Genomic DNA, 12,639 nt, shown 5'->3' with positions numbered 1-12,639 from the left:
TCCGCGCAATGGATTTTGCAAAACCGTTACCAAATTCCCTCGTCAAGCGTTATCAGGGCTGGCGTGCAACGACCTATTCGGAAAACAAGTCATGGTATATGAAACTGGCCGATGAAGGTCAGCATCCCCGTGGCCTGATTATTTCCTGTTGCGACAGTCGTGTGAATGCGACTTCTCTGTTTGGTGCGGATACGGGTGAATTCTTTATTCACCGGAACATCGCAAATCTTGTGCCCCCTTATGAACCGAACCGCGATTACCACGGCACTTCCGCTGCGATCGAATATGCAGTGAACACCCTGCGTGTGGTTAATGTGATCATTATGGGCCACACCCAGTGCGGTGGCGTTGCGGGATGCCATGCAATGTGTTCCGGACAGGCGCCGGAGCTGGAGGAAGATACCAGCTTTGTCGGTCGCTGGATGGACATCCTTCGCCCCGGTTTCGAACGGGCTGTGAAGTCTTCCGAGAAAGAGGAAGAGCAGGTTAAGGAACTTGAGCGTCAGAGTGTGCTGGTCTCTCTGGAAAACCTGATGACCTTCCCCTTTGTGCGGGAACGTGTCGAGGCAGAGGACCTGACGCTCCACGGTATTTCAGTCAACATCAAAAGTGGTGAACTTTCCCACTATGATCCGTCGCTGGGACAGTTCGTCGAGATTTAATTCTGCGTGCCCTCGGGGCATCTGTTAGCGTATTAGAAAAGCGACCTTCCATCTGGAAGGTCGCTTTTTTTGGAACGGCATTGCGGGATCAGCGCCCTACCGGCATTTTGCCCACCGGCCACTTCATCCGGTACCCGAACAGAACTTCTTGGGACGTCCCTGCTTCTAGGTCCAGATCCCAGACCAGAACCCCGCGTTTGCCATCGCGGTTGAGTTCATCCGGTGCAGGGGTGGCTTGCAGGCGGATGTTCAGATCTTCATCCTCGGACGTGGGTACGACATCCAGCAGTTTGACCGGCATGTTGTAATCCAGTGCGGAATACAGCGTGGTTCGGTAGGATTGATTGATTTCGGACTTGGAAGCGATGAAGCCGCTGTCCCCTTCGGCGACCCCCAGAACATCCCGTTGCAGGCGGATTCCATAGAGCGGCCCCAGTCCGATCGGTTCTGTCTGGTTGGGGCTGAGCCGTGGCAGATATGTGGTGCCAATCGGCGTACCGTCGCGGGATAGATCCACCTGACCGGCAAGAAGGATCGCGCCTGTATCATTCTCCAGATCGGTATACAGGAACGCATTCTCGTCCCGTGCCGCATTCGCCATACCGTAAAGATCGGCAGGGAAAACCAGCGTATCGATGTTAAAGGTGCTTGTCGCCGAGCCCCAGTCCAGACTGTGACCGCCACCGAGATCGAACAGGAGCGTTTGTCCCGCGAAACTTGCACCCGCGGGTTGTTCCTCGGCCACTTCGACCATCGGCGCTGGGGCGGGCGCATCCATACGCATCGCGCTGCTGTCGTATTCGGCCCTGACTGAGGCAGATTTGCGGGCCTGTACTTCATCCACCAAACGTTTCAGATCGGGGTAAGGGATAACTGTTCCCGTGCTGTCCCTCAGGTTGGCTGTAGACAAGGTGATCTTGACGTTATCCCAGTCGTGGAGCGGCTTTTCCCCTTCCCGAAACACCGAGACTTTTGCCGAACGGTGCAGTTCGAGCGTACCCTTCGCGCCAGTTTGTGTCAGGTCTGCACTGTATGTCGGTTGCCAGTAAGCGGGCTGGAGGTTGTCATATTCTACCGTTACGGATTGGGGTTCGCTCACTTCGATCCGCGTGGTTATCTGGCGGATCTGTTCGTGGCTTCGGGGCTGTAAACGCTCTACAATCTCTTCCGCATGGGCAAGGTCATCCTGCAAAGCCTTTCTTTGCGGCTCCATCGATTCCAGTTCCGTTTTGATCGCGGCAATACGCTGTTGGGCGGCCCGTGCGGTTTCTCCGATGGCGTCGGCAACAGCGGTGAGTTGGTCTGCCTGTATCGCGTCCTGCTGACCGGCCAGCCCGGTCTCGGCGGTGCTACGCACAAGTTGTAATTTCAATTCAGCCGCCAGCAAAGACGCCTGATTTTCTTCATAACTTTCTTCAAAGGCCCGTAGGGACGCGCGTGCCTTGTCACGTGCATCAATCGCAACCTGCAAACCGGCAGATGGCGCGCGGCGGATAGGGGGCGCATGAAAATTCGCAGCGGATTGAGAGATTATCCGGATGCCTGTAGCCCCGTTGAAAGCCACCTCGGGCACAGCGTTTTCGTAGCCGCCAAATGGCAGGTAAGCGATCAGGCTGTGGGTGCCCGGCGATAAGGTAGCGGGCGCGGAATACGTGATTATACCGCCCTGTCCCGTGATTAAAGCCTCTGTCACCTTTGTATTCAGGACAAGCGTATCAGCGAAGGCAGGTAAAGCTGTTGTTGCGAACAATGCTGCTAAAATTGGTTTCATATTCAATCCCGTTCGTTGAGGTGACTGTTATCCAATCTATGTTGGTGAAGGCGAAACTCAAGCCGCAGCGCAGAATTGGACATCACAGTTGTAAACAAAAGACCCCTGTAAACAAAAGACCCCGCCTGTGGGGCAGGCGGGGCAAGACTGTCAGAGGCAGTGGGCGGTATTAATCAGTTGCGCAGGGTGCCAATCACGAAGCAGCTGCCATGCGCGCCCCGGGTCGCGTTACAGGTGGCAAGCGCAGTTTTACGGGCCAGCTTGAGATCGGTGGAAGAGGAGGCTGCCACGGTGACTTCAGGACCAGGCTGGTCACAATCCAGTTTCTTGGCCGAGCGAACACGCGGAGCCGCATAAACTGTGAACGCGGGTTTTGTTACGGATTCTGCTGCCAGATCGGAAACTTCTTTCGCGCACAGGCCTTTTGGAACTGTGAGGTAGAGTTTGTCACGAGAGGCAGCTTGTACACCAGAAACTGGCATAGCGAGAACGGACGCAGCCACGGCTGCGAAAGCTGTGAAACGATATACGTTCATTTTCGGTTTTTCCTGAGATAAATCGGAGAGCAATCCGTTAATTCCTGTCGCTTCCGATTGCGTTGAATTAGGGCCAATCCGCTGTCCAAACAACATTTTTTTTCAGTCGAACCCGAGAATTTTGGAAGGCCATGTTTTTGTTCCAATAAAGTCGTGATCGCCCTTGTAACAAAGGGGTTTGAGGGCATTTCAGGGGCACGGGCACACTGAAATTGAGTCGTTTTTCCCCGAAAATTCCTGATTTCTGCTGCTCTTGTGCCGTGGGTTAAGTTTGTCGCAAAAATGATAGTTTCGCAGGGCTGGTTGGTTTCGGCCGAAGTGTGATTTTCATTCGCTAACATAGCGGAAAAAATAAAGCCCCGCGTGCTGTAACACGCGGGGCTTAGTTCATAGTTTATGTAAATTACTATTGTTTGACAGGGACCGTGTGAGCCACCGCAACGCAGGCATCTTCAGTTTTTCTGTCACGGGCTGCATTACAAGCCGCAAGAGATGCGCCTCGGGCCTCGGAATAAATCGGGCCTTTTGCAGTTGTGATTGTGCGAGGCACGCCTTTTTCCTCACAGCTTTGCCGTTTGGATGTAATGCGTTTGGTCGCGATGGAAAATACAGTGATGCCGGTCGTGGATTTCGCTTGCTCTGCCAATTCCGCAACAAAATTGGAGCATAAGCCAGGAAGTACAGACAGCGTAATCGGGTTGCCGGCAGCGTTGATAAGCTGCGCCGGTTTTATCTTTCCTTCGCCGCTGTCGGCGAGGCTCGGGGCGCCCGAAAATGGCGCTGTCACAAGAACGAAAGCAAGAGGCAGGTAGGAGAACTTCATAGCAGATTTCCTTATGTAGTTCGGAAGCAATCCATCAATTCCCGTTGCTCCCGACGTCCTCAATTTACTGTGAATGGGCGAATTCTCCAAATGAGGCATTTTTGTGGCATTTAATTCGTAACGCACTTTTAAGGCGATTCCGGCAAGTGCCTGATATCAAACATGATCGAAAAAGGGATATGTGATAATATTGCTGCAACACTGGTTCAATAAAGTCGCATGTGGACGTGCTGCGAATGAATACGGATATGGAATCGGAGCGGGTGCGCGTTCCAAAATAGCCAAAACCACAGTAAAAAGCCCCCGATTCCCGTAGAATCGAAGGCTCGATTTTTGCCGTTACGATTTACCGTATCGGTTAGCCTTTTTTCAGAATCCGGCGGCCCAGCAATTCAGCGATCTGGACTGCGTTCAGGGCAGCGCCCTTGCGCAGGTTGTCAGACACACACCACAGGTTGATTCCGTTGTCGATCGTGCTGTCTTGCCGAATGCGCGAAATGTAAGTGGCAAACTCGCCGACACACTCTTTAGGTGTGATGTACCCGCCGTCTTCGCGTTTATCCACAACCATGATGCCAGGCGCTTCACGCAGGATTTCGCGGGCTTCGTCTTCGTCGAGATAGTCTTCGAATTCGATGTTGATCGATTCAGAGTGACCCACGAATACGGGAACACGCACACAGGTCGCTGTAACCTTAATCGCCGGATCGACGATCTTTTTGGTTTCGGCAACCATTTTCCATTCTTCCTTGGTATCGCCGGAATCCAGAAACACGTCGATGTGCGGGATTACGTTAAACGCGATTTCTTTCGGATAGACGGAAGGCGCGACTTCCTGACCCGGAACATACATGCCCTTGGTCTGGTTCCACAGCTCGTCCATCGCTTCCTTGCCGGAACCGGATACGGACTGGTAAGTGGAAACAACAACCCGTTTGATTTTGGCACGGTCGTGCAAAGGCTTCAGCGCCACAACCATCTGTGCGGTCGAACAGTTCGGGTTGGCGATGATGTTCTTCTTGGAATACTGCTCAATCGCGTCGGGGTTACATTCCGGCACGATCAGCGGCACGTCAGGGTCGTAGCGGTAGAGCGACGAGTTGTCGATCACCACACAACCGGCTTTCGCAGCGATCGGCGCGTATTTTTTGGTCGCTTCAGAGCCTACAGCAAACAGGGCGATATCCCAGCCGGTAAAGTCGAAAGTGTCCAGGTCTTCCGTCTTAACCGTCTTGTCGCCAAAGCTGCACTCCGTTCCCTTGCTCTTGCGCGATGCAAGAACGGCAAGTTCGTCTACGGGGAACTGGCGCTCGGCCAGAATATTCAGCATTTCGCGGCCCACATTGCCAGTGGCGCCTACGACAACAACACGGTAGCCCATGTGTATATCTCCTAGGTTTTGACGCTGTGCCCCTGAACAACTGTCCTATGGCGCACATCGTACTTGATTGGACAAGTCCCCGAAGGGACGCGGCCTCATAACTGGAAAAGAGCTTAAGGGGAAGGGGCGCTGGGCTTTCTGCCTGCTTTAGCGGCGGTAATCTGTTAAAATCGTGATATTTCCACACATGAAATGGTAAAATACGGTTCAAATCCTGTGTAGTTCCGGCTCGGACCTTACCGCTTCGTTCAGACTTTCCAGTTATCCCTTCGCTCCAGACCTTATGGTGAGGAGCGATTTCAATGGTAAGCGAAGGGCCGGTTTTGCACCGGGTGGTGGATGGCGTCCAAACGTCGGGCACGCGGAGAGATGATACCCTTTACGGATCCAACCCGCGGGATTTGATTTCAGACGGGCCGGAAAGCTCCCTTGCAATTTCGGAAAACACCATCGGTGTTGCTGCGTTTGACTTGTTCACAAAAGGCTGGTCCTACAAAGGCGGGTCGTGGACCTACGTCCAAAGGTTGTTTGAACGGACAGATGCCGGTTTGTTGGCTTTGAATGATCTGATTGCCGCCGGTGCGGGCAGTGATCTTGTGCTGGCGAAGGGCGGTCATGACCTTTTGTACGGCAATGGAGGCAAGGACCGGCTAAAGGCCGGTTCGGGCGATGATTTTGTCTATGGCGGAATGGGCGATGACCTGTTGCATCTCGGCGACGGGGGGGATCGCGTAGAAGGTGGCGACGGGAATGACCGGATCTATTCCGGCGCCGGTGATGATCTTGTTTACGGAGACGGATCGGGGGAAAACCTGTTGCTGGCCTCGGCTTCCGACGAGAATGCGACCGGTTTTGCGGGATATGAAGCAGGCGCGAACTGGAAGGTTTCACACACCGCTGGCAATGCGCGCATGGTCCAGACCCTTGCGATTGAAAAGGGTGTTCACTATCAAATCTCATTCGATCTGGCGGCCAATCCGACCAGCGGTGCAGGCGGCGTTGCAGTCTTCTGGAACGGGGAACGTCTGGGCCGGTTTGAAGCGGATAGCAGCACATATAAAACCCATGTGATCTCTGTTGTTGGAGATGGGAAAACAGGCGCACTTCTATTCAAGGAATTCGAAACTACGCCGCGGGACGGGCCGGAAATCCATAGTGACCAACCGGTGTTCTACTATGATTCAGCAATCAGGATTAACGGGAAGTTAATAGAGGTGTCGGCCATTGCCTCGGGGCAGACGGGGCTGTTCTACGTTAAAAACGGGCAACTCGCACGTTATGATGGCAACGGGGACGCTACGATTCCGATAGGCGATGCTGCGGGATTTCCCGTTGGTGCATTGGGATACAACGGGCTTAACGACCTGATTTATGGTATCGCCGAAGGTAAAGGTGTTGATGATCGTGGTAAGATCGTAAACGCAGGCGATCTCGTGATATTTGACGCGAAAGGGATGGTTTTCCGTGCCGGTGCCACCGGCTCGACGGGTGTGGCGGGTGACTTTGACGGGAGTGGCAACCTCTGGATATTCGATGATCGCCTGAACCGGATTACCAAAGTGGAGGTAGATAACTTCAACGCGTTCGGGAATCCGGTGGGAAAACATTTTGACTTGCCCCGCGAACTCTTTCCTTGGGAGTTGCAGGATTTGACCTACAGCGCCACCGAAAATCTATGGTTCGGCGTGGTCGCACCGGCCTCCTCCGGCACCAATGGCCGGTTGCTGCGTATCGACTTGGAACCACTTGAGGCCGGAGGATACCCGACTGTCACCTCACTTGAAATTAACCGGACGCTGACACCGGAGGGTTTTGAAAAGGGAATGCCGGTCGGGACGGTCTCTTCAGTTTTTATGAACGGGGAGGGCGATCTCTTTTTCAGTGCAGATGTGGAGGATCGGACCGGAATCTACCAACTGCACACTGATAGTGACGCAGGCGCTGCTTTCGTCCGCTTGCGGGGAACAACCGGAACAACCGGCTACGACGATGGCGCGATTGATCCACACGGGGCCAATTTATTCGCAGACCGCGACCCGGATGCATCCTTTTATCTGCGAAATCCAAGCGTGCAGGCGCAAGGTATCGGAGAGGACATTTTGCGCGGCGGTGCTGGAGATGATGAACTTTACGGCGGTGCCGGTCACGACAAGGTCTTTGGTGGCGCCGGTGCGGACCGTCTGTGGGGCGGGGACGGCGGTGACCGATTGGAAGGGGGGCGGGGACGGGACTATATCACCGGCGAGAGCGGAGCGGACAAAATCAGCGCTGGCACTGGTGCGGATTACTTATACGGGGGGAGTGATAAGGACGAATTGCTTGGGGAAGGTGGCGATGATCTGATATGGGGTGGCAGCGATGCAGACAGGATATTCGGGGGTCTGGGGGCAGACAGGCTCGATGGCGGTGAAGGAAACGATAACCTTTGGGGAGGTGGCTACGCAGGCGACAGTGACGGAGATATTTTCGTCTTTTCCGCTGCTTCGGGCCGGGATTATATCCACGATTTCGATGCCGCACTGGATCGGATTGATCTCTCTGCGTTTCATATCGACTGGGCCGAGTTGAGGGACTATCTGTCCGATCAAAGCTGGGCATCTGTGATCGAACTTTATGCTTTTGCAGGAGGCAGCAGCGGCGATAGGATTATACTACCGGATGTGGAACCTGCTACTCTGGGGGAGGAAAACTTCATCCTTTGAGCAGGCTGCCTTTTTGCGGAAAATCGCTGCAAATTTTTATGAATACTGGGTTACGGGCGAAAGAACTGAAATGAAACAGACAAGAAATTCTCTCGGATTGGCATTCGTGATATTCGCAGGGTCAGGCGTCGCGGCCTCTGCTGACACGGCCGTTGTCGAACACGCAGAGCTTAACCGAACCGGCAACACGTGGACCGTGACCGTCACGCTTCGCCACGACGACACTGGATGGGACCATTACGCGGACGGATGGGGCGTTTACCTGCCGGACGGAACCGAGCTCGGGTATCGGGTGCTAACCCATCCTCACGTAGAGGAGCAGCCCTTCACCCGATCCTTGAGCGGGATTGAGATACCGGAAGGTACAGAAACTATCGTGATCGTGCCGAAAGACTCGGTACATGGGACCGGCGGCGAATACGCCATCAAACTCAAATAAGTGCGGATTCCCGCATGTGATTCGCACGTCCTGCTAAAGGTTTCAGAGGGTTAATCCAATCGCCGGTAGAATCCTTTTCAGGGATGCACACCCCTTCGGTGTGCGTTGCGAAGATAGGTGCCTTGAAGCCGGTCCAATGCGGATTAATTCTTGCAGTCCGGAAATGGCCTGTCCAAAATGAATGAGAGGATGGGCATCATCGCTGGACAGAGTGGGAATAACCGGCAGCGGTCTGCAATCTTTTGGTGGGGTAATAAATGACACTTCTATTCGCTGCGGCATTTGCAATGGGTCTGATTGCCGGCTTTGTGCTGCTTGCTCTGATGCTTGCGTTTTACGGCTGAACCGACGCTCGGCGGGTTCGGCGCTGTTTCATGTGAAACCGTAAGATAAAGGAATTCTTAGGTTTTTTGGGAAAGTCAGGCCGCTGGGGAAGGTCCGCAGCGGCCTGTTGCGTGTCAGCTCATTGCGGAGCCGAACAGGTTTGGTCCGGTGATCAGGTGTATGCCTCCGTCGAGTGGCAGGATCGCCCCCGTAACGTAGGCGCCAGCTTTCGAGCACAGGAACAAGGATGCGCCCTGCACGTCAGAAGGGGCGCCGATCCGGCCGAGTGGAACGTCACCGCCCACAGCTTTGGCCTGTTCTTCCTTCGCGGTTGCAAAGGCAGTCATTTTCGACTGGAAAGGGCCAGGTGCCAGTGCATTTACTGTGATGCGCTGCCCCGCCAGTTCCTTGCCCAGAATGGCAGTCATATGATGGACGGCGGATTTGGACGCGGAATAGCTGTAAGCACCATCCCCCAACGGGTGTTTGCCCATAACCGATCCAAGGTTCAGAACCCGCGCCGGATCTGCATCACTGGAGGCTGCGCTCAGAAGCGGTAGCAGTTGCTGGGTCAGGTGGAACAGACCGGCCACGTTTACATTCATCACCTTTTCCCAAGCGGAATGCGGGAATTGACCCAGCGGCGCGCCCCAGCTGATACCGGCGTTGTTTACGAGGATGTTCAGCTTGTCGGTGCGCGAGGTCACCTCGGCTACGATCGCGTCAATGCCTTCTTCGCTGGACACATCTCCGGAAAACGCTTCGACACTGCCCGCAGGGTTGGTTGCGTTGATAGCGGCTGCGGTCTCTTCAACCTGATGCAGCTTGCGCGAGCAGATGATGACCCGTGCTCCGGCGTGTGCAAATCCTTCAGCCATCATGGCACCGATGCCGGAGCCGCCTCCTGTGATGAGCGCGGTCTTACCCGACAGGCCGAATATCTCGTTAAGCATGTTTTTCTCTTCCCTAATTGCCGTAGCGTGTATGTTGACAGCTTAGGCGCTGGGCGGTTGTGATGCCAAGCAAATTGCCGCCTCGACGCGGCGTCACAGTTAGGAGCCCACCATGAGCGAACTGCCAGAACAGACGTTTTCGATTATCCAGAAACTGGAGGGCTATTCGGGGAAATCCGAAGGTCCGGCGATTTCCGACGCCTCCCTTTATCTTGAAGAGGCGACACTGCCGATGCCCGAACCTGCCGCGGGTCAGGTGTTGATCAAGCTGCGTCTGGCTTCGGTTAATCCGTCCGATCTGCACTTTATCAAAGGTGAATACGGGCAGCCTTGCGTTAAAGGGGCACCCGCCGGATTTGAAGGTTGCGGAGACGTCGTGGCTGCGGGCGCTGGTGCGGAAGGGCTCGTCGGGAAACGGGTTGCTTTTGTGGCGGCAGGGTCTGGCGCATGGTCTGAATATTGCGTGACAAATGCGTCAATGTGTATCCCGTTGCACCCGGCGGTGAAGGACGAGGATGGCGCAGCGCAGATCGTGAATCCTCTGACTGCTATTGCGATGGTGGATATCGCAGAAAAACACGGGGATTGTTTTGTGATTTCTGCTGCAGCGAGCCAGCTTGGCAAACTGATGATCGGGCTGGCGCGGGACAAGGGACTAAAGACGATCTGTCTGGTCCGCCGTATGGACAGCGCTGATGCGCTGCGTGAACTAGGGGCGACAGAGGTTCTGGACGTAACGGCCGATGATTTCGAAACGCAGTTTGCAGCCGCCAGCCGCACATTAAAGCCCCGTGTATTTCTTGACGCTGTGACGGATGCGATTTCCGAAAAGGTGTTTGTTGCCATGCCGAACAACGCCCGTTGGGTAACCTATGGCAAGCTGAACCCCGAATTGTTCCCGATGACCCAGATGGGGCAGTTGATCTTCCAGTCCAAAGTGATCGAGGGCTTCTGGCTGACCCGCTGGATGCAGGACAACGGTGCGTTGATGGCGGATCTGGCAAAAGAGGTTCAGACCCGTTTTGCTGACGGGCGCTGGTCCACGGACGTCGCGACCTATCTGCCTTTGCGGGATGTCGTATCCGGTCTGGCTGCGGCGACACAGATCAAAGACGGCAAGATCATGATCAGGCCGTAGGGCGTGATGAAAGAATATTGGCGGGACGACGCAAAGATCGTCCCGCCAAACCCCTTTCGGGGCGGCCTTTCAGGCCTTCCGCCGAGGTTCACAACCCGAAACCATTTCCTCCCAGAACGGTTGGGGGAGCGCTGCGGCGAAACTGAATTTTAAAACCGGCTCCAGACCTGCCCGTCGCAGACACCACCTTTGCAGCCGGTTACGTGAAGATTGCTGCCTCTGAGTTTCATAGATGCCTTAGCTTTGACGTTCAGAAGCGGCACAACGACCGTTCCGTTTTTGTAATCGCCATTGCCCAAAGGCTCTACCCCCCAGAAAAGCTCTTTTCCTACGTGCTTTGTTTTAACCTCTTTTCCGTTCGAATCAAACGCTCGGATCACGGTTCCACAAAGTTTGTCGCCGCACTGGCGAATCCGGATATGCGAGATCAGGTTTTTCCGGTCCGGTTCAGTGCGCCAGACGCCCAACACGGGGTCATTGGCAGCCGCCGGAATGGTGGTTGCTAGGACGGATAAAAGGGCAACAAACAGGGTATGAACGGGTTTGTTCATGGCAAACTCTCTGACAGAAAGATCGCTTGCGCAGAACATATTTTGATCTGCGGGCAGGAATATTCCTACGCGATTCCCCGCTTCAGGACAAATCACTTATTATTACACGGCAGCGCGTAACAGTGGATTTATCCGTTCTATAACAAGTGCTTGTTCGTTCACCAATCCGCGAAAACCCAAATGGAACGGAAGGGCTTTACCGCAGAAGCGCGCGGGTTAGCGGAGAGTCTGCATCACAAAGCGGGGCGATTACCGAGAAGTGGTGCTGGTCCGGTGCATAGACGTCAGAGGCCCTGATTCCGGCACGGGCCCATTTCTCTGCGATCAGCCGGTTTTGTCTCAGGAACTCCGGCCGTTCAGCTGCGCCGACCCAGAAGGTGATTGAGCAATCAGGAACGGCATTGAGCAGCGCCGGGCTCTCGGCTTCGGCCTCCGCAGTGTCCAGTTTAAGTGTATCGTTCATATCGGTTTCAACCAGCGGGCGTAAATCGTGCAGGCCGGAGATTGAAATCGTATGGGCGATTCGTTTTTGCACAGAGCCAGGCAAGCCGCTGTTGGTGCAATTCATCCGCGTAACCAGATGCCCGCCGGCGGAATGTCCGGTCAGACGCAGAGGGCCGGTTGTGATGGCGGCAATAGCCGTTACGGCAGCAGCGATTTCCTGCGTTATTTCACTGATGCGCGCCTCGGGGGCAAGCGTGTAGCCCGGAAAGGCGACCGACCAACCCTGCGCCAGTGGGCCGGCGGCAAGGTGAGACCAATAGTTTTTATCAAGCTGGTGCCAGTAGCCCCCATGAACAAAAATTACCGTGCCTTTGGACGGACCTTCAGGGTGGAACAGATCAAACAGGTTGCGCGGTTTGGGACCATAAGCGCGATCCAGCGTGGCACCGGCCTGCGTGGCACGAAACCCCGCGGCGCTTTTGGGCCATTTTTCCAGATAATCCGCGGCGCCCTCGATATAGGCGCCATTGGCAAAGGCATCGTTCCAGTCAATCATGTGAATTCTCCTGTTGCGCAACATTGAGCATGGATCGTGTGAAATGAAAACCGTGTCATTGACGCCGCGCCCGTTTCGGGTGAGTTTCCCGTGAAGTTCAAGTCAGCGAAAGGCCCATGTCGTGAACACTGTTTTTATCCAGATCCGATGCAAACCCGGTTCGACCTATCAGGTTGCAGATGAAATCGCCTTGCGGGAAAATTACGCCGAGCTGCATTCCACCAGTGGCGATTGGGATTTGCTGCTGAAGCTGTACATCCCCGAAGGCGAAGACACGGGCCGGTTTATCAATGACTACATTCTGGACATTGAAGGGATCGAGCGGACCCACACCATCCTGACCTTCAAAGCGTTCTAAG

General features: G+C 54.7%; 12 protein-coding genes. 5 read left to right on the top strand and 7 right to left on the bottom strand.

The annotated features are described in order from the left end of the window. The first annotated feature begins 8 nt into the window (after window positions 1-8). Window positions 9-662, top strand: a complete 654-nt coding sequence (locus C0U40_RS00725) for a carbonic anhydrase (RefSeq protein ID WP_101653849.1) — start codon at window positions 9-11, stop codon at window positions 660-662. Between the two features lie 88 nt (window positions 663-750). Here C0U40_RS00725 and C0U40_RS00720 read toward each other — a convergent pair whose 3' ends face one another. From C0U40_RS00720 to C0U40_RS00705, 4 genes are all read right to left on the bottom strand, one after another. Beyond that, window positions 751-2,433, bottom strand: a complete 1,683-nt coding sequence (locus C0U40_RS00720; protein WP_101653848.1) for a DUF4139 domain-containing protein — start codon at window positions 2,431-2,433, stop codon at window positions 751-753. A gap of 173 nt (window positions 2,434-2,606) precedes the next feature. Further along, window positions 2,607-2,969: a hypothetical protein gene (locus tag C0U40_RS00715; protein WP_101653847.1), complete on the bottom strand. Its 363-nt coding sequence runs from the start codon at window positions 2,967-2,969 to the stop codon at window positions 2,607-2,609. A gap of 406 nt (window positions 2,970-3,375) precedes the next feature. Next, window positions 3,376-3,918 (bottom strand): hypothetical protein, encoded by a 543-nt coding sequence (locus C0U40_RS00710; protein WP_145991872.1) that lies wholly within the window; start codon window positions 3,916-3,918, stop codon window positions 3,376-3,378. A 232-nt stretch (window positions 3,919-4,150) separates the two neighbouring features. Then, window positions 4,151-5,173: an aspartate-semialdehyde dehydrogenase gene (locus C0U40_RS00705; RefSeq protein ID WP_101653845.1), complete on the bottom strand. Its 1,023-nt coding sequence runs from the start codon at window positions 5,171-5,173 to the stop codon at window positions 4,151-4,153. Between the two features lie 302 nt (window positions 5,174-5,475). On the opposite strand from C0U40_RS00705, the gene C0U40_RS00700 reads away from it, so the two are divergent. Both C0U40_RS00700 and C0U40_RS00695 read left to right on the top strand, forming a co-directional pair. After that, window positions 5,476-7,875: a calcium-binding protein gene (locus C0U40_RS00700; protein WP_101653844.1), complete on the top strand. Its 2,400-nt coding sequence runs from the start codon at window positions 5,476-5,478 to the stop codon at window positions 7,873-7,875. Window positions 7,876-7,945: 70 nt separating this feature from the next. Further along, window positions 7,946-8,314, top strand: coding sequence for a hypothetical protein (locus C0U40_RS00695; protein ID WP_101653843.1), 369 nt, complete (start codon window positions 7,946-7,948; stop codon window positions 8,312-8,314). Between the two features lie 458 nt (window positions 8,315-8,772). Here C0U40_RS00695 and C0U40_RS00690 read toward each other — a convergent pair whose 3' ends face one another. Further along, complete coding sequence (locus C0U40_RS00690; RefSeq protein ID WP_101653842.1) at window positions 8,773-9,591, bottom strand: SDR family oxidoreductase; 819 nt, start codon at window positions 9,589-9,591, stop codon at window positions 8,773-8,775. Window positions 9,592-9,703: 112 nt separating this feature from the next. On the opposite strand from C0U40_RS00690, the gene C0U40_RS00685 reads away from it, so the two are divergent. Next, window positions 9,704-10,729 (top strand): alcohol dehydrogenase catalytic domain-containing protein, encoded by a 1,026-nt coding sequence (locus C0U40_RS00685; RefSeq protein ID WP_101653841.1) that lies wholly within the window; start codon window positions 9,704-9,706, stop codon window positions 10,727-10,729. A 149-nt stretch (window positions 10,730-10,878) separates the two neighbouring features. Here C0U40_RS00685 and C0U40_RS00680 read toward each other — a convergent pair whose 3' ends face one another. Together C0U40_RS00680 and C0U40_RS00675 are read right to left on the bottom strand one after the other, a co-directional pair. Continuing rightward, window positions 10,879-11,280, bottom strand: a complete 402-nt coding sequence (locus C0U40_RS00680; protein WP_286134718.1) for a DUF2147 domain-containing protein — start codon at window positions 11,278-11,280, stop codon at window positions 10,879-10,881. Window positions 11,281-11,476: 196 nt separating this feature from the next. Further along, the gene (locus C0U40_RS00675; protein WP_219619759.1) at window positions 11,477-12,280 is read right to left on the bottom strand and encodes an alpha/beta hydrolase; all 804 of its coding nucleotides are present in this window, start codon (window positions 12,278-12,280) and stop codon (window positions 11,477-11,479) included. 121 nt (window positions 12,281-12,401) lie between these two features. Between C0U40_RS00675 and C0U40_RS00670 the strand changes: the two genes are divergently transcribed. After that, window positions 12,402-12,638 (top strand): Lrp/AsnC ligand binding domain-containing protein, encoded by a 237-nt coding sequence (locus C0U40_RS00670; RefSeq protein WP_069298400.1) that lies wholly within the window; start codon window positions 12,402-12,404, stop codon window positions 12,636-12,638. Window position 12,639 lies beyond the last annotated feature (1 nt).

It is taken from the genome of Neptunicoccus cionae (assembly GCF_002860325.1).
In the GTDB taxonomy this organism is placed as follows: Bacteria; Pseudomonadota; Alphaproteobacteria; order Rhodobacterales; family Rhodobacteraceae; genus Amylibacter; species Amylibacter lutimaris.
The sequence above is the reverse complement of the archived record's forward strand: the minus strand, read 5'-3'. Positions and strand labels throughout refer to the sequence as shown.

Bases quoted from the DNA above. Each gene is read 5' to 3' on its own strand.
- C0U40_RS00725 (WP_101653849.1), top strand. From the start codon at position 9: ATGGATTTTGCAAAACCGTTACCAAATTCCCTCGTCAAGCGTTATCAG.
- C0U40_RS00720 (WP_101653848.1), bottom strand. From the start codon at position 2,433: ATGAAACCAATTTTAGCAGCATTGTTCGCAACAACAGCTTTACCTGCC.
- C0U40_RS00715 (WP_101653847.1), bottom strand. From the start codon at position 2,969: ATGAACGTATATCGTTTCACAGCTTTCGCAGCCGTGGCTGCGTCCGTT.
- C0U40_RS00705 (WP_101653845.1), bottom strand. From the start codon at position 5,173: ATGGGCTACCGTGTTGTTGTCGTAGGCGCCACTGGCAATGTGGGCCGC.
- C0U40_RS00700 (WP_101653844.1), top strand. From the start codon at position 5,476: ATGGTAAGCGAAGGGCCGGTTTTGCACCGGGTGGTGGATGGCGTCCAA.
- C0U40_RS00695 (WP_101653843.1), top strand. From the start codon at position 7,946: ATGAAACAGACAAGAAATTCTCTCGGATTGGCATTCGTGATATTCGCA.
- C0U40_RS00690 (WP_101653842.1), bottom strand. From the start codon at position 9,591: ATGCTTAACGAGATATTCGGCCTGTCGGGTAAGACCGCGCTCATCACA.
- C0U40_RS00685 (WP_101653841.1), top strand. From the start codon at position 9,704: ATGAGCGAACTGCCAGAACAGACGTTTTCGATTATCCAGAAACTGGAG.
- C0U40_RS00680 (WP_286134718.1), bottom strand. From the start codon at position 11,280: ATGAACAAACCCGTTCATACCCTGTTTGTTGCCCTTTTATCCGTCCTA.
- C0U40_RS00675 (WP_219619759.1), bottom strand. From the start codon at position 12,280: ATGATTGACTGGAACGATGCCTTTGCCAATGGCGCCTATATCGAGGGC.